The 18,429-nt window shown below is 69.4% G+C and carries 22 protein-coding genes; 15 read left to right on the forward strand and 7 right to left on the reverse strand.

The annotated features are described in order from the left end of the window. Positions 1 to 60 precede the first annotated feature (60 nt). The gene (locus tag N5095_RS13010) at positions 61 to 309 is read right to left on the reverse strand and encodes a hypothetical protein (RefSeq protein WP_267623318.1); all 249 of its coding nucleotides are present in this window, start codon (positions 307 to 309) and stop codon (positions 61 to 63) included. 100 nt (positions 310 to 409) lie between these two features. Between N5095_RS13010 and N5095_RS13015 the strand changes: the two genes are divergently transcribed. Next, on the forward strand, positions 410 to 1,372 hold the full coding sequence (locus N5095_RS13015) for a carbohydrate kinase family protein (RefSeq protein WP_267623319.1): 963 nt from the start codon (positions 410 to 412) through the stop codon (positions 1,370 to 1,372). Positions 1,373 to 1,429: 57 nt separating this feature from the next. Here N5095_RS13015 and N5095_RS13020 read toward each other — a convergent pair whose 3' ends face one another. Next, a complete protein-coding gene (locus tag N5095_RS13020; protein ID WP_267623320.1) occupies positions 1,430 to 2,791 on the reverse strand; it encodes an MFS transporter in 1,362 nt (453 codons plus the stop codon). Between the two features lie 200 nt (positions 2,792 to 2,991). Between N5095_RS13020 and N5095_RS13025 the strand changes: the two genes are divergently transcribed. Next, positions 2,992 to 4,623 (forward strand): uracil-xanthine permease family protein, encoded by a 1,632-nt coding sequence (locus tag N5095_RS13025; protein WP_267623321.1) that lies wholly within the window; start codon positions 2,992 to 2,994, stop codon positions 4,621 to 4,623. Positions 4,624 to 4,886: 263 nt separating this feature from the next. Here N5095_RS13025 and N5095_RS13030 read toward each other — a convergent pair whose 3' ends face one another. Then, positions 4,887 to 5,207, reverse strand: a complete 321-nt coding sequence (locus N5095_RS13030; protein WP_267623322.1) for a hypothetical protein — start codon at positions 5,205 to 5,207, stop codon at positions 4,887 to 4,889. Positions 5,208 to 5,366: 159 nt separating this feature from the next. Between N5095_RS13030 and N5095_RS13035 the strand changes: the two genes are divergently transcribed. Beyond that, positions 5,367 to 5,738, forward strand: coding sequence for a methylglyoxal synthase (locus N5095_RS13035; protein ID WP_267623323.1), 372 nt, complete (start codon positions 5,367 to 5,369; stop codon positions 5,736 to 5,738). Between the two features lie 57 nt (positions 5,739 to 5,795). Beyond that, positions 5,796 to 6,185, forward strand: coding sequence for a DUF7332 family protein (locus N5095_RS13040; RefSeq protein WP_267623324.1), 390 nt, complete (start codon positions 5,796 to 5,798; stop codon positions 6,183 to 6,185). 33 nt (positions 6,186 to 6,218) lie between these two features. Here the strand turns inward: N5095_RS13040 and N5095_RS13045 are convergent, their stop codons facing one another. Together N5095_RS13045 and N5095_RS13050 are read right to left on the reverse strand one after the other, a co-directional pair. After that, positions 6,219 to 7,025: an endonuclease III domain-containing protein gene (locus N5095_RS13045; protein ID WP_267623325.1), complete on the reverse strand. Its 807-nt coding sequence runs from the start codon at positions 7,023 to 7,025 to the stop codon at positions 6,219 to 6,221. A 75-nt stretch (positions 7,026 to 7,100) separates the two neighbouring features. Beyond that, entirely contained in the window at positions 7,101 to 7,514 is a 414-nt protein-coding gene (locus tag N5095_RS13050; RefSeq protein ID WP_267623326.1) for a DUF371 domain-containing protein, read from the reverse strand. A gap of 319 nt (positions 7,515 to 7,833) precedes the next feature. On the opposite strand from N5095_RS13050, the gene N5095_RS13055 reads away from it, so the two are divergent. The 4 genes from N5095_RS13055 to N5095_RS13070 all read left to right on the forward strand — a co-directional run bounded on the left by N5095_RS13055 (position 7,834) and on the right by N5095_RS13070 (position 11,998). Continuing rightward, a complete protein-coding gene (locus tag N5095_RS13055) occupies positions 7,834 to 8,745 on the forward strand; it encodes a coiled-coil protein (RefSeq protein ID WP_267623327.1) in 912 nt (303 codons plus the stop codon). Between the two features lie 378 nt (positions 8,746 to 9,123). Beyond that, positions 9,124 to 10,068, forward strand: a complete 945-nt coding sequence (gene sppA, locus N5095_RS13060; protein WP_267624476.1) for a signal peptide peptidase SppA — start codon at positions 9,124 to 9,126, stop codon at positions 10,066 to 10,068. A gap of 136 nt (positions 10,069 to 10,204) precedes the next feature. Continuing rightward, positions 10,205 to 11,338: a DUF373 family protein gene (locus N5095_RS13065; RefSeq protein WP_267623329.1), complete on the forward strand. Its 1,134-nt coding sequence runs from the start codon at positions 10,205 to 10,207 to the stop codon at positions 11,336 to 11,338. A gap of 69 nt (positions 11,339 to 11,407) precedes the next feature. After that, a complete protein-coding gene (locus tag N5095_RS13070) occupies positions 11,408 to 11,998 on the forward strand; it encodes a hypothetical protein (RefSeq protein ID WP_267623331.1) in 591 nt (196 codons plus the stop codon). A gap of 118 nt (positions 11,999 to 12,116) precedes the next feature. Here N5095_RS13070 and N5095_RS13075 read toward each other — a convergent pair whose 3' ends face one another. After that, positions 12,117 to 12,878, reverse strand: coding sequence for a hypothetical protein (locus tag N5095_RS13075; protein ID WP_267623332.1), 762 nt, complete (start codon positions 12,876 to 12,878; stop codon positions 12,117 to 12,119). Positions 12,879 to 13,039: 161 nt separating this feature from the next. Then, positions 13,040 to 13,870, reverse strand: coding sequence for an aldo/keto reductase (locus N5095_RS13080; RefSeq protein WP_390203172.1), 831 nt, complete (start codon positions 13,868 to 13,870; stop codon positions 13,040 to 13,042). 206 nt (positions 13,871 to 14,076) lie between these two features. Between N5095_RS13080 and N5095_RS13085 the strand changes: the two genes are divergently transcribed. The 7 genes from N5095_RS13085 to trxA all read left to right on the forward strand — a co-directional run bounded on the left by N5095_RS13085 (position 14,077) and on the right by trxA (position 18,416). Next, positions 14,077 to 14,586 (forward strand): macro domain-containing protein, encoded by a 510-nt coding sequence (locus N5095_RS13085; RefSeq protein ID WP_267623333.1) that lies wholly within the window; start codon positions 14,077 to 14,079, stop codon positions 14,584 to 14,586. Positions 14,587 to 14,634: 48 nt separating this feature from the next. Beyond that, positions 14,635 to 15,084, forward strand: a complete 450-nt coding sequence (locus N5095_RS13090) for a DUF6069 family protein (RefSeq protein ID WP_267623334.1) — start codon at positions 14,635 to 14,637, stop codon at positions 15,082 to 15,084. 38 nt (positions 15,085 to 15,122) lie between these two features. Beyond that, positions 15,123 to 15,434: a DUF8145 family protein gene (locus N5095_RS22250; RefSeq protein ID WP_303651728.1), complete on the forward strand. Its 312-nt coding sequence runs from the start codon at positions 15,123 to 15,125 to the stop codon at positions 15,432 to 15,434. Between the two features lie 293 nt (positions 15,435 to 15,727). Then, the gene (locus N5095_RS13100) at positions 15,728 to 17,086 is read left to right on the forward strand and encodes an oxidoreductase (RefSeq protein WP_267623335.1); all 1,359 of its coding nucleotides are present in this window, start codon (positions 15,728 to 15,730) and stop codon (positions 17,084 to 17,086) included. Positions 17,087 to 17,148: 62 nt separating this feature from the next. Next, positions 17,149 to 17,529, forward strand: a complete 381-nt coding sequence (locus N5095_RS13105; protein WP_267624478.1) for a winged helix-turn-helix domain-containing protein — start codon at positions 17,149 to 17,151, stop codon at positions 17,527 to 17,529. Then, positions 17,529 to 17,837, forward strand: coding sequence for a DUF7521 family protein (locus N5095_RS13110; protein ID WP_267623336.1), 309 nt, complete (start codon positions 17,529 to 17,531; stop codon positions 17,835 to 17,837). The genes N5095_RS13105 and N5095_RS13110 overlap by 1 nt, the downstream gene beginning before the upstream one ends. Before the next feature lie 129 nt (positions 17,838 to 17,966). Then, positions 17,967 to 18,416 carry a thioredoxin gene (trxA, locus tag N5095_RS13115; protein WP_267623337.1) on the forward strand — a complete coding sequence of 150 codons (450 nt, stop codon included), beginning with the start codon at positions 17,967 to 17,969 and terminating at the stop codon, positions 18,414 to 18,416. The last annotated feature ends 13 nt before the right edge of the window (positions 18,417 to 18,429 follow it).

An 18,429-nucleotide genomic window follows, 5' to 3' on the forward strand; every position in this document is an offset into this window, starting at 1 on the left:
AAATGCCTGCGGGCCGACGCCGTCCTCGGGAGACGAGGTCGACGTCGGCCCCCCGCCGTCTCATCCGGCGGGGTCGGACGGCAACCACCAGAGGTGGCCGACGCCCCGTATCTCCAGATGTTCGACGGCTCCCTCGTCGGCGAGACGGTCGAGCAGGGCGAACACCTCGCCGTGGGGACGGTCGATTCGTTTCACGAGGTACCCGGTGTTGACGGCGGGCTTCGGGGCGGTTCGGAGTGCTTCGACGACTCGGGCCTTCCCCTCCCTGTCGTCTCCCCGTTCGTCGTCTGTCGGGCGGGCAGGCGTCATCGGAGAACGTTGTTCCTGCGCGAACTTGTACTGTCAGGCGGTGACCGACAGATTGCCACCGACCACGGGAGTTTTGCCCCCCGTGTCCGACCACACGGCCATGACGGACATTCTCGTGGCCGGCGAGACGCTCGTCGACTTCATCCCCGACGCGGCCGGCCCGCTCGCCTCGGTCGAATCGTTCTCGCGGCGCGCCGGCGGTGCGCCGGCCAACGTCGCGGTCGGCCTCGCCCACCTCGACGCCGACGTCGGGTTCTGGACGCGACTCGGCGGCGACCCGTTCGCCGAGTTCCTCGCAGAGACGCTCGACGACCACGGCCTCCCCGAACGGTTCGTCGAGCGCGACCCCGAGGCGAAGACGACGCTCGCGTTCGTCAGCCTCGGCGAGGACGCGGACCGGGAGTTCAGTTTCTACCGCGAGGACGCCGCGGACGCGCGGATGGAGGTCGGCGGCGTCTCCGACGACGAGTTGGCCGACGCCTCGTGGGTCCACTTCGACGCGCTGTCGATGGACGCCGAACCCTCCCGGAGCGCAGTCGTCGACTTCGCCGAGCGGGCGGGCGACGCCGGGGCCGTCGTCTCCTTCGACCCCAACGCCCGCCCCGAGCGATGGGGGGAGTTCACCTACGCCGACTCCGTCGAGCGCGGCTTCGGCCTCGCGGACGTGGTGAAGGCGACCCCCGAGGACCTCGCGGAGATGGGCGTCGAGGGCGACGCGCCGGAACTCGCGCGGGAAATCTGCGAGCACGGCCCGCACACGGTCATCGTCACCCTCGGCGGCGAGGGCGCCTACGCCTACGCGACCGCCGACGCGCCGTGGAGCGAGGGGCGGGAGACCGAGGTGCGCCACGACGGGTACGCGGTCGACCCCGTCGACACCACCGGCGCGGGCGACGCGTTCACCGCCGGCGCGGTGCGCGCCCTCTCGAACGGTGTGGGCTTGGAGGAGGCCCTCGCCTTCGGCAACGCGGTGGCGGCGACGACGACGACCGCCGAAGGCGCGATGACGGCGCTCCCGACGCTGTCGGCGGTCGAGTCCTTCAGAGCGGAGCGGGAGAACTGAATTCGGCGGCCGGGAGCGGAGCCCGAGAGCCGTCGGGCGAGGGCGGGCGTCGGCGAGTCAGTCCGCGGTTTCGGTCCCCTCACACTGGGACGGTGCGGCGTTCTCCGCCCGACTGTCGGACGCGACCAGCCCCGCCGCCGCCAACACGAGGAGCGCCGCGGCGACGAACGCGCCGAGGTAGCCGACGCCCTCGGCCGCGACGCCGCCGAGTGCGCTCCCGACCCCGCCGCCGACGCCGCCGACGGCGGTGTACGCGCCGAGAGCCTCTCCGCGGGTGTCGGCGGGTGCGAGTCGGCTCACCAGGCCGGTGCCCGTCACGGCGATGACGGCCCACGTGACGCCGACGACGGCGAACAGGGCGCCGACGCCGACGAGGCCAGCCGTCCCGAGTCCCATGGCGCCGACGACCGCGACCAGCGGGAACGCGGCGGTTCGGACGACGAGCGCGGCGGTCTGGAGCCAGCGTGGGTCCCGACGGGAGGCGAGGTCGCCCGCGACGCCGTAGGCGACGGCCGACCCGGCACTGGAGAGGACGAAGAGCGCGAACACCTCGCCGGTGGCGTAGCCCGCGTCGGCGAGGTACGCCGGGAGCGGGCCGAAGAACGCGGAGAACCCGACGAAGAAGAGCGTCGCGGCGAGGAGGTAGCGCCCGAGCGGGCCGGCGAGTCGCTCGCGGACTGCGGCGAGCGGGGGTCGGTCAGCCGACCCGTCTCGAGGCCGAGACGACCGGAGCGACCGGAGCGCCCAGTAGACGCGCCCGGGTCCGAACGGAATCGTGCGGACGTACCGTCCCGCGCCCCAGGGACGACGGTGGAGCTCTCGGCTGACCCGGGCGAACCGCTCGGGGTCGGTGGTCGGCGACGGCGGGTACCGGGCGCGGACGACGACCAGCCCGGCGGCCGCGGCGGCGGCGATGAGGTAGAAGAACAGTCGCTGAGCGGCCGCGGCGCCGAAGACACCGGGCGCGAGGGCGTTCCAGACGGCGCCGGCGAGCAGGCCGCCGAGCCACCCGTACCCCTGATAGCTGTTCAGACGGGCGAACTGTCGGTCCCAGCCGTCGCTCGGGACGCCCTCCACGACGACGAGGTTCAGTACGGGTGCGGCGGCGCTCACCACGAACCAGAGCGCGGCGTTGGCGACGAGCAGCGGCCACGGCGACGCGATGGCGGGCACGACGGCGAGCACGCCCGCCGTGGCGCCGAGCGCGACGAGGACCAGTGGTCGGCGGCGGTGTGTCGCGGCCGCGAGCTTCCCCCACAGAATCGCGCCGGGGACGCCAGCAAACGCGGCCGTGGAGGCCATGAGTCCGACGAGCAACGGGCCGGCACCCAGCGAGAGCGCGTAGAGCGGGAGGAGCAGCGACGCCGCGCCGACGGCGGCGTACCCCAGCCCCCACCCCACGAGCCAGCGGTCTTTCATATCGACGGAGTGAACGGTCGTCGAAAAAACTGTTTCGTCGCGGTCCGTCACGTGTCTCGTCGTCCCACCTGAGTCGGCGTCGGACCGTGTCGACGGGCCTTTGGAGCGCTTCCGTCGACGTGGCCCCGCTTTCGACCCCCAGTTCGCGCCGGCGGACCGAGAGCGATAAGTAGCGCAACGGGGGATGCTCTCCACAAGCAATGGGTCAGGCCGAGTCGGACACCGATGCTGATTCTCGTGGGGCCTCGGACTTCGTCGAGTACGGTGTCGAGGACCGCCCGCCGTTGGGGACCGCGGCGCTCCTCGGCGTGCAACACTATCTGACGATGGTCGGGGCGAACATCGCGGTGCCGCTCATCCTCGCCGGGGCGCTGGGGATGCCCTCGGAGGTGATTCCTCGGTTCGTGGGGACGTTCTTCGTCGTCTCCGGGGTCGCGACGCTCGCCCAGACGACGTTCGGGAACCGTTACCCCATCGTGCAGGGGGCGCCGTTCTCGATGCTCGCCTCGGCGCTGGCGGTGGTGGGTGTGGTTACGGCCAGCAACCCGGCCGGTCCGGACTGGCAGGCGGCCCTGCTTCAGTTACAGGGAGCCATCGTCGTCGCCGCGCTGGTGGAGGTGCTCGTCGGATACTTCGGCCTGTTCGGTCGGCTCCGGGGGTTCGTCTCGCCGGTCGTCATCGCGCCGACCATCGCGCTCATCGGGCTCTCGCTGTTCTCGACGCCGCAGGTGACCGCGGCGACGAACAACTGGCCCCTCCTCCTCCTCACCGTGCTCCTCGTCGTCCTCTTCTCACAGTACCTCGACACGCGCTCGCGGGCAGCGCGGCTCTTCCCGGTCCTGCTCGGCGTCGTCGGCGCCTACCTCGTCGCGGTCGCGCTGTCGCTCTCGGGCGTGTACGCCCCCGGTTCGCCCGGCTACGTCGACGTGTTCTCCGTCTTCGACGCGCCGCTGTTCGTCGCCATCTACCCGCTCCAGTGGGGGGTCGCCGGCGGCGCGAACACCGTCTCGGTGGCGCTCCCGCTCGTCGGCGACGTGCTCTTCGGCGTCCCGCAGGTGACGACCCCGTTCGTCGTCGGGATGCTCGCCGGCGTCGCCGCCTCGATGGTCGAGAGCTTCGGCGACTACCACGCCGTCGCCCGGCTCTCCGGCATGGGCGCCCCCAGCGAGAAGCGCATCGACCACGGCATCGGGATGGAGGGCGCGATGAACGTCTTCGCGGGGCTGATGGGCGCCGGCGGTTCCACCTCCTACTCCGAGAACATCGGCGCCATCGGCATCACCGGCGTCGCCTCGCGCTACGTGGTGCAGGTCGGCGCCGCCATCATGCTCGTCGTCGGCTTCGTCGGCTGGTTCGGCCAGTTGGTCGCCACCGTCCCGGACCCCATCGTCGGCGGGCTGTTCGTCGCCATGTTCGGCCAAATCGTCGCCGTCGGGCTCTCTCAACTGGAGTACGTCGACCTCGACTCCTCCCGGAACACCTTCGTCGTCGGCTTCGCGCTGTTCGCCGGGCTCGCGATTCCGGCCTACATGGGAAACGTCGGCGACGCCGCGACGTTCCGCCAGGGGATGGCCGGAGTCTGGCTGCTCGGTCCGGTACTCGGCTCGAAGCTCGTCGCGGACGTGGTATTCGTCATCGGCTCGACCGGGATGGCCGTCGGCGGGCTGTGTGCGTTCGTCCTCGACAACACCATCGCGGGGACGCGGGCGGAGCGCGGACTCGACGAGTGGGAGGCGTCCGCCGAGGAGAACGAGGAGTTCGTCTCGTTCTACGACCGGGTCGTTCGCGGGCGCGACGACGGGTCGGGGTCGTCCGGGTCGCGGGCGGATTAGGCCCGGTTCTGAGTCCCGTTTACCCCGATTCGGGAGCCGGACGGAGGCTCCTACGGGGATGCTTCCGAAACCTTACCCGACTGCACGGCATCCGCGACCTCCCCAGCCGGCTCCGGTGCTCGGCCCGTCCCACTCGTTGTGGCCCCACCCCTCGCACGGGGACTTACGACCACGAGGGCCGCTCGGCGCCCGCCGGTACGACAGCCCCCGGAAACGGCCGTCCCACTCGGCAGGAAACAACCAGTGTTCACGACCCGGGCGACTCACTCCGCGACGGCGACGAGCCCCCACTCCGCGTCCGACACCCGCACGCTCGCCACCTCCTCGCGGTCGCCGAGGAAGCGGAACTCGAACCCGTCGTCGAGGCGTTCGAACTGGAGGGCCGTGTCTATCACGTCCGCCGTGACCTCGCACTCGACAGGGTCGGGACCGCTCTCGCCGCTTCCCTTCCGTGCCAACCCGTAGTCGTCGTAGGAGAGCCGCGTCGTCTCCACTATCGACCCCGACTCGTCGAGCACGTCGGCCGCGAGCCCCTCGTGAGCCTCGTTCTCCGCGACCCGGAGCGTATAGGTCTCCATAGACATACCGAGACGGTTCGCCCGGGCCCCGTTTGAGATTACGGGCCGAGGTCACGGGGGCGACAGTCGCCGACGGCGCGACTCCGCATCGCGACCGGTCACGACCCGACGCGAACCCTGCCGAGGGCGTCGGGGTTCAAGTCCACACGCCCCGCAGAACGACACATGCGAATCGCGCTAATCGCCCACGACGAGAAGAAGCCGACGCTCATCGAGTTCGCACAGGAGCACGTCGAGGACCTCGAACGCTGGGAGTTGGTGGCGACGGGGACGACCGGGAAACGCCTCCGGGAAGAGACCGGTCTCGACGTGGAACGCAAGGCCTCCGGGCCGCTCGGCGGCGACATGCAGATCGGCGCCGAGGTCGCGTCGGGCGACTGTGAGGCCATCGTCTTCCTGCGGGACCCGCTCACCGCACAACCCCACGAGCCGGACATCTCGGCGCTGATGCGTATCTGTGACGTCCACGACGTGCCGCTGGCGACGAACCTCGCGACGGCGGACGCGCTACTCGAGAGCGTTACCGGCGACGGTTAGTAGTAAATATAGAATTTCTGGGAAACAGTTATGTCTGCCCCCTGAGTGGAGATGTCCATGCGACTCGTTCGGGGGTTCTTCGCGTGGGTGGTGGTCGTCTCGACGCTCGTCACCGGCGGCGCCGCCATCACGCCGGCGGAGGAGCGCAGTTGCCTCCCGGCCGGCGGTCACGCGTTCACCCTCGAGTCGGACACCTCGACGCTCACGGTCACGGCCCACGCCTCGCTGTACACGCGGGACGGGGCACCGGGCGCACTCGGCCTCGGCGTCGACGGCGTCTCTCACGACCAGACGACGCTCGTCTACCGCACCGGAGTCGTCCGCGACCCGGGGACGGGGTTCTCGTTCGCGTTCGACGCCGGGGCGCGCTTCCCGACGAAGGGGTCCGAGCGCGCCATCGACGTCGACCACGGGCGCGTGGACGGGACCATCGATCCGGCGTGTTGACGACGGTCGGAAGTTGCCCGTAACACCCGAGACTCAGTCCGCCGCCTCCGCCGGGTCGACGACGCTCTCAGCCACCTCGTCCACGCCGACCCGGTCGCACAACTCGTACAGCGGGCACGCCTCCGGCCCGTCGAGGCAGGCGGGTTTCCGCGCCGAGCAGTACTCCCGGCCGAACTGAATCATCGCGGTGTGGCCGAAGCCGCACTTCTCGGCGGGCACGTCGCGTTCGAGATGCTCCCGGACCGCCTCGTGGTCGGCGTCGGGCGGCGCCAGCCCCATCCGCCGGGCGATGCGGTGGACGTGGGTGTCGACGGGGAAGACGCCGCCCCGGCCACCGGAGAAGAGGAGCACGCAGTCGGCGGTCTTCGGGCCGACACCGTGAATCTCCAGCAGGCGCTCGCGAACCTCGTCGGGTTCCCCATCGCGGACGAACTCGTCGAACCCCGCTTCGCTCCCGAACTCCGCCAGAATCTCCGCTGCGGCGCCGACGATCATCTCGGACTTCTGGTTGTAGAGGCCGGCAGATTGGATGGTCTCGGCGAGTTCGGACTGCTCGGCGTCCGCGAGGGTCGCGGCGAGGTCCACGTCGTCGCCGCCGTAGCGGGTCATCAACTCGTCGTGAGCCGGCTGGCTGGCCACGTCGCTCGTGTTCTGGCTCAGGATGGTGCGGACGAGACACTCGAATGCGTCCTGCCCGCCGTAGGCCTTCCGCCAGTAGCGCTCGCCGAGGGCGTCGACGACGGCTTCGGCGCGGGTGTCGGCCTCGGCAGGGTCGAAGTCGAGTGCCTCGCCGGCGCCCGAACTGATGTTGTCCGCGGGCTCCTCGGGCTGGTCGGACATTCGGTTCGAACTAGGGACCGTCCCCGCATAAGAACTCTCGCCGTCCCCGGGGTGCCCACGTGGGCCGACGGCCCCTCACTCCACCCGGAACGTCACCGTCACCTCGGCGCCGTCGGCGAGGTCGGCGACGAGGTCGCGGTCGAACTCCCCGGCGGCTCTGTCCGCGCCGACGACGACGGTCCGCTCGTCGACGTAGTCGCTCGTCCGGCCGACGGCGCTCCGGTCCCCGTCGAACGTCAGGTCGGGGTGGCCGTGACCCGTGACGACCTCCTCGTGGTCGTCGGTCGCGACGGTAATCGTGATTTCGGCGTCCTCGTCCCGACAGGCGTCGACGAACGCGGGGTCGAAGTCGGCGGGAACGCGGTCGGCGTCGACGGCGAGGATGCAGTCCCCGGCGGGGGTGAGCCAGTCGTCGCTCGTGACCTCGAACGTGCTCGCGTGCTCGGCGGACACGTGTTCGTGCCCGCGGGCGTGGACGACCTCTTCCATGTGGTGACGGGGACGACCCACGCATAAGGGGCTACCCATCCCGGCTGGAGGACTCCAGCCGTTTATATACGGGGAGCTACCGCTCGGTAACCCGGTTTCGTCCGCGCGCCGGTGATTCGGGTGGTGTGGTAGCTATTTTCACATCCCCTCTCACCGAAGTATTTATATGCGTAAGGGAATTAGATGGGAGCACCAGGACGCCACCGGCGTCCGGCGGCATCGCACGTAGAATGATCGGGAATTCTTATCCACGGCCGGTCGGACGACGACGAGCAGCCGCCACACCCGGTGTGCAGATGGTATCGAGGACTGATTACGTATGGCAGTAGCGAAAGAACACGACGTCGAGGAACTCGACGAGAGCGACAACGTAGAGCTCACAGACGACAAACTCGAGAACGGCTCCAAGGGCCAGCTCATCAAGCTCGCCGGTCAACTCCGTGACCGACGAAACGAGCTGAACCAGATGGCCTCCGAGCGCGCCTCCAAGCGCGACGACCTCAACGCGAAGACCCGCGAGAAGGTCGACGAGGCCCAGGAGCACCGCGAGAAGCGCGACGAGCTCAACGAACAGGTCCAGGAACACAAGAACAAGCGCAACGAGCTCAACGCGAAGGCCAACGAGCTGTTCGACGAGGTCGACGAGATGAAGGAGGACCTCGAGCTCGACGACGGGAAGGACCTCGAGGAGCTCAAAGAGGAGATCGAGCAGCTCGAGTTCCGCCAGCAGACCGAGGTGCTCTCGACCGAGGACGAGCGCGAACTCATCGAGAAGATCGAGGACAAGCGCGAGCAGTACCGCAAGAAGAAGGACAAGGTCGAGGACTCCGGCGAGCTCGAAGGGCTCGTCGAGGAGGCCGAGGAGGTCCGTTCCGAGGCGTCCCAGCACCACCAGAAGGTGACGGAGCTCGCGGACGAGGCTCAGGAGCACCACAACGAGATGATCCAGGCCTACCGCGAGGCCGACGACATCCGTGACGAGGCCGACGCCATGCACGAGCTGTTCGTCGAGGCCCAGGAGGCGGCCGACCGCCACCACGAGGACTTCGTCCGCGTCCAGAAGCGTCTGCGCGAGCTCGACAAGAAAGAAGAGGAGAGCCGCAAGGACCAGCGCGAAGCGAAGCGCGAGGAGGCCAAGGCGGAGGCCGAGGAGATATACCAGAAGTTCAAGGAAGGCGAGACCCTCGATACCGAGGACCTGATGAAGCTCCAGAAGACGGGGCTGCTCTAAGCCGAACGTTCTCTCTCTTCGGGGCGGCGCTTTATCACGTTTCCACCCCGAGCCACGGCTATGGCTGACGACCGACCGCGGGACGGGAGCGATTCGGACGCCTCCGACGACCGGGGCTCCTCCGAGCCGAGGCGAGATGTCGGGGACGGCTCCGCCGCGACCGACGACGGGAGCGACCGCGAGTGGAAACCGCGACGCGAGCGCGACGAGTACGACGAGGTGAGCGCGCCGGGGGCGAGAGGTGTCGGCGCCGACGGCGACGTGACACAGGAAGCGACGACCGCGTCCGCCGGAGACGGCCGGTCGCCGAAACGCGGTGGCGGCGACGACACGGACGGGGGCCGGGCGGTTCGCGTCCTCACCGTCCTCGGGTCCGGACTGCTCGCCGCCGCGGCCGCGTGGCTCCTGTTCGTGCTCCTCTCGGGCACCCTCGCGGACGTGGTCGGCTGGCTGTTGGTGCTGGTCGCCGCCGTCGTCGGCGGCCGAATCGGGCGGCGAGTCGTGGCGTCGCGCTTCCCGGACTACAACGTCGCCGAGGTGGCCGTCGAGGGCCCCATCTCGCGCGACGGCGGGCCGGGTCGGTTCCCCACCGGCGGGCTGGGCGCCGGCGCCGACGACATCGTCGACCTCGTCGAGGCGGCCGACGAGGACCCCCACAGCGAGGCGCTCCTCCTCCGGCTCAACACCCCCGGCGGCGAGGTGGTGCCGAGCGACGACATCCGGCGGGCCGCCCTGGCCTTCGACGGCCCGACCGTCGCCTACGCGACCGACACCTGCGCCAGCGGCGGCTACTGGATCGCCAGCGGCTGTGACGAGCTGTGGGCCCACGACGCCACCGTGGTCGGGAGCATCGGCGTCATCGGCTCGTCGGTGAACGTCCACGAACTCGCCGAGGAGCTCGGCATCACGTACGAGCGCTACGCCGCGGGCAAGTACAAGGACGCCGGCCTCTCGCTGAAGGAGACGACCGACGACGAGCGCGCCTACCTCCAGGGAATCATCGACGACCTCTACGACGACTTCGTCGAGCGCGTGGCCGAGGGCCGCGACCTCGACCCCGAGTTCGTCCGCGACACCGAGGCGCGGGTGTACCTCGGCGACCGCGCGCTCGACCTCGGGCTGGTCGACGAGTTGGGCGCCCGTGACGACGTGGAAGCACGCCTGGAGGAGCTCATCGGCGCGGAGGCGTCGGTCGCCGAGTTCGAGCCCCAGCGGTCGATGCTGACGCGACTCCGCGGCGGCGCGAGCACCGTGGCATACGCCTTCGGCGCCGGCGTGGGGAGCGCCGTCGCACCCGAAGACGGGTTCGAGCTGAAGTTCTGAACACGGCGGGCCGGCGGCGACCGTTCGGTGTCGTTCCAGCCGGACCGCCGTCTCACGTCCCGGCTCCGGGCTCCAGTCGTGTGAGTCGACCGTATCGACCGGGAGGGTTTTACCGGGCGGCGTACTCGCTTCGACCGTGACGACGCTGGTCCTCTGTGTCGACCGCTCGAACGACATCGGGCGCAAGACCGGCATCCGAGCGCCGGTGGCCGGCTGGGAGGCCGTCCGGTCGCTCGTCACCGAGGTCGGACTCGCCGACCCGGAGGACTCCGGCGTCAACTCCCTCCTCGAAGCCCTCCGAGTCGCCCGAGAGCTACAGGACGAGGGCGAGGAGGCGGTCGTCGCCGTGGTCTCGGGGGCGACGGACTCGCAGGTCGGCGCCGACCGCGCCGTCGCGGGTCAGTTGGACGAGCTGATCGCCGAGTACGCCCCGGAGTCGGCCGTCGTCGTCGTCGACAGCGCGACCGACGAGCGGGTCGTCCCCATCGTCGAGTCCCGGCTCCGGGTGGACTCCGTCGACCGCGTCGTCGTCCGACAGGCCCGCGACATCGAGTCGACCTACTACCTCCTCAAGCAGTTCCTCGGCGACGAGGAGCTCCGCACGACCGTCCTGGTCCCCCTCGGGGTCGCATTGCTGCTGTTTCCCGCGCTGCTGTATCGGTTCTCGGCGGCGGTGGCGTTCGCCGGGCTCGCCGCGCTCCTCGGCATCGCCCTGCTGTACAAAGGGCTCGCCGTCGACGAGCGCCTCTCGGGGGTCGCAGAACGCGTCCGAACCGGACTCTACTCCGGGCAGGTGTCGGTCGTCACCTACGTCGTCGCCGCCGGGCTGACGCTCGTCGGCGTCTTTCTCGGCGTCCTCGCGGTGTCGGAGGCGACGCCGACCGAGCCGCTGCTCGTGCGCTCCGCGCGGTTCACCTACCGGAGCGTCCCGTGGTTGGCGCTCGCGGCGTTGACGGCGAGCACCGGCCGACTCGTCGACGAACTCATCCGAGCCGAGGGGGCCCGCCGGCCCTACCTCAACCTCCCCTTCGGCGTCGTCGCCACCGGACTGGTCGTGCGGGGGTTCTCCGGCTGGTTCCTCGAACGTGAGGCCGGGCTCCCTCACCTCGAGCTGTTCGAGGGGGTGCCCCTCCTCTACGTCGAGTTCACTCCCACCCAGCGCCTGGCGCTGTTCGTCGTCTCCGGACTCCTCGTCTCGCTCGTCGGCGTCCGCGTCGCTGCCGCGATGAGCCGGGAGACGGAGACGCTCGAAGAGCCCGTCGAGCAGTAGGGCATCGGAGCCATCCCCGGGCCGTGGTGCGCCGAACGGGTTTTGTCGTGCCGAGACGTACGTTACCGTATGTCTAGCGACGCCCCCTTCCGGGAGGTGCAGCAAGCCCGGCGGCCGCGGTGGCTCGCGACCGTCGCCGGGACGACGGCCAGCCTACTCCTGGTCGCGTACGAGGCGGAGTCGGCGCTCTTCGGTGCGTTCGTGCTGCTGCCGGGTAGTGGATTCTTCGCCACGCTCCTGTACCTCCGCCTGACCGTCGAGGTCCGACCGGAGGGACTGTTCGTCGAGTACCGCCCCTTCCACCGGGGACGGTTGATTCCGTACGCCCGCATCGAGTCGGTCGAGGTCCGCGAGTACCGACCCGCGACCGGGTTCGGACGCCGGGGGCTCCAACTCGGCTTCGACCGGCCGGTGTACAACGTCTCCGGCGACGATGGCGTACTTCTCCGCTACGAGGGAGACGACGGCACGAACCGGGAGATGGTCGTCGGGTCGAACCGGGCGAGCGCGCTGGCCCACGAGATCAGGGTGGCCCGTCGGTCGTGGCGCCGCGCCCGAGAGACGGACGGGGAACCGGACGCCACTCGGGACCCACCCCTGGGGCGCGAGCTGTTCGACCCTCGCGAGCACGAGCCCGGTCGGCGGACGCAGTCGGCGTGAGCGCTTCGGCGGTGCGAGAGTCGGTCACGCGACGCGAGGCGACAGACCGGTCCGGGGCGGTCGCTTCCGACGGAGTAGGAGTGAGAACGGGGGTTCGAACGCGAGGTTCGGGCGCGACTCAGTCGTCCGATTTCGGCCGAATCACGTCCGCCAACGTGACGACCAGGCCGAGCGCCCAGCCGACGGGGACGGCGATGCCGAACCACATGCCGACGTAGGCGAACCCTTTGAGGTCGAACTGCGCGCGGAGGATTTCGGCGATGCCACCGACCGACAGGACGTTGTCGAGGAGCCAGATGGCCAGCGAGACGCTGTTGGGGAAGATGATTCCGGCGAGCGTCTGTGAGTAGAGCGCGGCGACGACGGGCGGCAGGAACAGTGCCGTCACGCCGGCGGGGTACGCAAAGAGGACGCTGACGCCGCGACCGCCGACCCGAGAGAACGCCACCGCGAGGACGGCGGCGAGCGTGGCGACGACGCTGGCGGCGAGCACGGCCAGGACCCCCTCTATCGAGAACGACCCCTGGAGCTGTCGGAGGTACGTGACTGCGGTGAGCGCCCCCCAGACGACGACCGAGGCGAGGACGACGCCGACCGTCCCCAGTCGCGCCGTGGCCGTGTTCAGCTTCTCGGCGTAGAACCGCGTCATGAAACCGAGCAAGAGGAGCGGGTAGCCGACCAGCACGAGCGGGAGCCCGAGCGCCGCCCAGAGGTAGTAGCCGACCTTCTGCGGGGCCGTCTCCGGTTGCCAGCGACCGAGCACACGACTCGGGTTCAGCTGTCGCGGGAAGAGGAGCTCCATCCAGGTAGCGTGTAGACGCCCGATATCGACGCGGACGCCCCCGAGCACCCCCGGACTCGTCCGTGAGCTATATGCCATTGACCGTGACTGTCACGTCGACTACCGTAAAGCTGTGGTATCCGGGGGGAAAGGGCGGACGGTGACCCGACGGTGAGCGGGTAGTGAACGAAGAGTGAGTGGAGGGAAGCGAGTGGGCGAGGAGTGAGTGGAGGGAAGCGAGTAGACGAGGAGTGACGCCCCTACCAGGGGGCGAAGTCCGGGTCGACGCGGCGGTCGTGTTTCTCGATGTCGTCGATGCGCTGAATCTCCTCGTCGGAGAGGTCGAGCGCGACCGACCGCCAGTTGTCCTCGATGTGGTCCTCGCTGGAGGCTTTCGGGATGGTGGTGACGCCCTTCTCGCGGAGCCACGAGAGGCTCACCTGCGCCGCGCTGGCGCCGTGGTCGTCGGCGATGTCGGTGAGCGTCTCGTCGTCGAACACTTCCCCTCTCGCGAGCGGCGAGTACGCGACCGGCTGGATGTCGTGTTCGTCGAGGGTCGAACGGAGCTCCTCCTGGGGGAGGAACGGGTGCATCTCGACCTGGTTGGCGAAGATGGGCGCGTCGCTGACCTCGACGGCCTCCTCGACGTGCTCGGGTTCGAAGTTGCTGACGCCGATACGCTCGATGAGACCCTCGTCGTACAGCTCGTTGAACGCGCCGAGGGTCTCCTCGGCGTCGTACTCGCGGGCCGGCCAGTGGACGTAGAGGAGGTCCACCGAGTCGACGCCGAGCTTGTCGAGGCTCTCCTTCGTCGTCTCGACGACGTCGTCGTGGGCGAGGTTGTCGATCCACACCTTCGTCGCGAGGAAGACCTCCTCCCGGTCGACGTCGGCCTCGGCGATGCCCTCGCCGACGTACTCCTCGTTGTCGTAGGCCTGTGCCGTGTCGACGTGTCGATACCCCATCTCGAGGGCCGTGCTCACGGTGTCGACACACTGGCTCGCGTCCGTGTTCTGCCACGTCCCGAGTCCGAGCATCGGCATGCCGTTCGCGCGGGGCACGTCGTCGGGTGAGAGAGACTGCTGACTCATTGCACTCGCCGGTAGGAGCGTCACGGGTAAACGCGTTGGGAAAGGGGGGACGGAATTGCCGTTTCCCGGTCCGCTAACGTACGTTTCGTGGGAACGAGGGCCACGGGAGGCCGTCATCTCCGAACGACTCTCGCTGTCAGCAGTCGGAAGCCGAGGGAGCTTCGACTGGCCGAACCGCTTTGTCACCGGCAGTTCCATATCACGACATGAAGTTTACCCTCGTCCAGGGTGACATCGCCGCACAGTCCGCGGACGCCCTCGTGAACGCGGCTGGAACGTCGCTCCGGATGGGTTCGGGCGTCGCCGGCGCGCTCAGGCGAGCCGCGGGCGGCCCGATCAACGAGGCGGCGATGGAGCAGGGACCGGTCGACCTCGGCGAGGTCGCCGTCACGGACGCGTACGAGCTCGACGCCGACTACGTCGTCCACGCCGCAGCGATGCCGCACTACGGCGACGGAGCGGCGACGGAGGAGAGTATCCGCGACGCGACGCGAAACGCCCTCGTCGCCGCCGACCGACGCGGCTGTGAGTCGCTCGTCCTCCCGGCGCTCGGCTGTGGCGTCGCCGGGTTCGACCTCGAGGCTGGTGCTCGACTCGTCTGCGAGACGATTCGTGACTACGAGCCCGACCGTCTGCGGGACGTGCGCTTCGTCGCCTACTCCGACGAGGAGTACGAGACGGTCACGCGGGTCGCCGACGAGGTACAGGCCGGCTGACACGTCCCACACGAGCGTTATCGGCGCTGACGACCTACCTCCCACATCATGGCAACGTCCACGTCCGTCAGTCGAAGCCGAGCGCGTGTCCCCCGGACCCGGCTGGTTCGCGCCGGGGTCGCCGCCACGCTCGCGGCGCTCGTCGCGGTCCTCGCCGCCCGCAGTCTCGTCGGTGCGCTGTACGCGGTCGACCCGACGCTCGACCCCTTCCGGTGGGCGCCGATTATCGGCAGCACGGTCGCCTCCGGCGTCGGTGCGACCGTCGTCTACGCCCTGCTCGACCGCTATACGGAGCGTCCGGTGCGGAACTTCCTCGCGGTCGCGGGAGCGGTGCTGCTGGCCATGTTCGTCCCGCTCGTGACGGTCGCGCCGGCACTCGGCGTCGACCCGACGGGGCAGATTCTGCTCGGCGTCCTCCACGTGGTCGTCGCGGCCACCGTCGTCGCCGTGCTCCTCCGGCTGGCCGTGCCGGGGGCGACCGGCTCGGAGTACTCGTAGCCGAAGGGTTCAGTCGCCTGTAGCTCCTCCGTTCGTCTGTGGCTCCCGACGACTCACGAGCGGCCCGTTGTCCGGTCTGTGACCGCGCGTACGACTCGCTCTCGGAGCACACGGGCGGCTTGATGGTGAACCTCCTCGCGAACGCCCGCTACCGACGGGTCTGTTTCGACCCGGCGCTCGTCGAGGGGGAGGCCCGAGTCCGCTTCTACCACCATACCCACGACCAGGCGGGGACGGAACCGGAGGCGCCGGCGGGACGAGACGAGCCGGTCAGCAGAGAACCGGCCGGTGAGGCGCCACGAAGACGCTCGAGCCCAGAATCCTCCAGTCCGACCGACGGCGGGCGGTGACCGTCCGGGGATGCACAGTCCCCACAGTCGCCCGGTTCGGGCGACGGTGGAAGTGACTCGTAGCGCGGATACCGCACCTCGCCGAGAGCGACCTCCGCGTCGGAACGGAACAGCTCCGGCCTCGACCGACGTTCGAGCGCCGAATCGGACTCGAGCGGCGGTTTCGAGGCCCTCCCCGAGACGCTCCCGTCGTGGTGAACGTCCGGAGAATCGAGACTGATAAATCGCATCCCGCGATATAGAATCGTGCCGACGGCGGTAGCGGTAAGTTCGGTGGCTCCTACGGGCACGCCATGCCGCGACTGGAGGACTCCCTGGAGCTTGGCGGGCTGACGGTTCCGAACCGCCTCTACCGGGCGCCGTTACTGGAGTGTGCCGGCACTGGCCCCGACGCCGCCGACCGACTCGTCGCGGACCTCGAACCCGCGGCCGAGGCGGGGGCCGGCCTGCTGTGTCAAGGGGCGACCATCGTCCGCGAGGGACCGGGTGGCTGTGCCGCCCCGAACATGACCTACGTCGACGACCCCGATTTCGTCTCGTCGCTCTCGGCGCTGACGGAACGGGTCCACGACCACGGCTCACGCGTCGCCATCCAGCTCGAACACGGCGGCCTCCGGAGCATGGAGACGTGGAACGCCGCCTACCGGGCCGAACACCCCGGAATCGAACAACTCGCCGTCTCCGACCCGCCGCTTCCCCTCCGGCTCGCCGACCGGGTCGGGCTCCTCTCGCTCTCGCCGCACGTGATGACCACCGCGGAGGTGTACGAACTCGCCGCCGACTTCGGCCGCGCGGCGGAGCGGGCGGTCGACGCCGGCTACGACGTGATTCACCTCGCAGGGGCGAACATGGGCATCGTCCACCAGTTCCTCTCGCCCTTCTACAACCGTCGCGACGACGAGTTCGCCGACGGCGTGCGCTTTCTCGAACTCGTCCACGACGAGGTGCGCGAGCGCGCCGGCGACGTCCCGCTGGTGACTAAAGTTCCGGCCGAGACGGAGGTCCCTCCGGTGATTCGCCGACGCCTCACACACCGGGACGCCGTCGGCGTCTGCCGGCGACTCGCGGACTACGGGTACGACGCGCTGGTGCCGGTCAACGGCACCGTCATCTGGGATATGAGCATCGTCCGCGGCGAGTTCCCGAGTCGGGCGTGGGACGACGAGACGTTCGAGGACGCCTACGTGGGGACGTTCGGCGGACGGCTCCGGCGGATGCTCGTCGAGTTGGGGAACCGCGCCGAGTCGTTGGTCTTCGGGTTCGAATCCACCTGGAACGCCGACCTGGCCCGAGACGTGCGGCGGGTGGTCGACGTGCCCGTACTGCTGGAGGGCGGCGTTCGAGAGCGCGGGGAGATGGACCGACTGCTGGGCGACGCCTGCGACATGGTCGGGATGGCGCGCCCGTTCTACGCGGAGCCACGCCTCCCGGCCCGTCTGTTGGCGGCGGGAAGCGGTACCGACGACCGGGACGCCGACGCGAGCACGAGGGTCGACCCGGGCACGCGGACCGTCTGTGAGAGCTGTAACAACTGCACGGTTCCGCAGGCGGTCGGAGCGCCGGGCGTCTGTCGGACACCGTCGGTACTCAGACGTGCGGGAGAGCTCCGTCGGCGAGGCGCGTACGAGACCGCCGGACGCAACCCGGACTGACCGCACGGACACCGACAATCTACCCCGGTAGTTTATCAGCGATGCGGGAAAACCTCGGGACGATGGTGCAGGAGTGGTCGCCGCGAGAGGAGATCGACCTCCAAGTGGTCCTCGACGCGCTCGACGACGAGAGCGCCCGCCACATCGTCCTGACACTCACCGAACCGATGACTGCCAGTGAACTCTCCGAGGCCTGTGACATCCCGCTGTCGACGACGTACCGAAAGCTCGACCTCCTGACGGAGGCGAAACTGCTCGACGAACGGACCGAAATCCGGTCGGACGGTCACCACACCACGCGATACGTCGTCGACTTCGAGGCGGTGACCGTGGCGTTGAACGGGAGCGAGTCCCGCGAGTTCGACGTGGAGATCAGTCGACCGCCGAAGTCCCCGGACGAGCGCCTCGCGTCCATCTGGGAGCAGGTCCGGAGGGAGACCTGATGGTCCACGACAGCGGCGCCGGCGTCACGACTGCCATCGTCGTCGTCAAGACCGGCGTACTCGTGTTCGGGGGCCTGATTACGTACTTCGCGCTGAAAGCCTACCGGCGGACCGGTGCACCGGCACTCCGGTCGCTCGCCATCGGCTTCGGCGTCATCACGTTCGGGTCGCTCGTCAGCGGCCTCCTCGACCAGATGCTCCCGCTGCTGTTCGGGATGCACTCGACGCTCGGTCTCACCGTCCTCCTCGACGGGGCGTTCACGTTGATAGGGTTCGTCGTCATCACCTACTCGCTGTACGCCGAGTGACCACACGGCGGCGTCGTCACGGTCCCGGATTCCCCGTTACCCGCCGCCCTCGTGCGTGCTCGTCCGCCGAGCCCGATATTGTTCGAAATCTGCAAAACTGTTAAGCACACCACGACCGTACTCTCGCGTATGAACGACGACGAACTCGCGGAGATTCGCCGACGAAAGCGCGACGAACTCGAGTCACGCCTCCGAGACGGCGAAGCCGATTCGGCGTCCGTCTCGGGCGCCGAAGACACGCCGGCTGTGGAAGAGACACCGACCGAGCCGGTTCGGGTCGCGGGACGTGACGAGCTCACCGCGCTCGTCGTGGAACACGACGTGGTGCTCGTCGACTTCTACGCGGACTGGTGTGGACCGTGCAAGATGCTCGAACCGACAGTCGAGGCGTTGGCTCGGGAGTCGGACGCGGCCGTCGCGAAAGTCGACGTGGATGCGAACCAACCGTTGGCGGCGGAGTACGGCGTTCGGGGAGTGCCGACGCTCGTCGTCTTCGCCGGCGGGGAGGCGGTCGAGCGAGTGAGCGGCGTCCGCACGAAGGCGGAGCTCGCCGGGCTACTGGAGCGACACGGGGCCTGACTCGGGGTCGTAC

Origin of the sequence: Halobium salinum, from assembly GCF_026586625.1 — an archaeon.
In the GTDB taxonomy this organism is placed as follows: Archaea; Halobacteriota; Halobacteria; order Halobacteriales; family Haloferacaceae; genus Halobium; species Halobium salinum.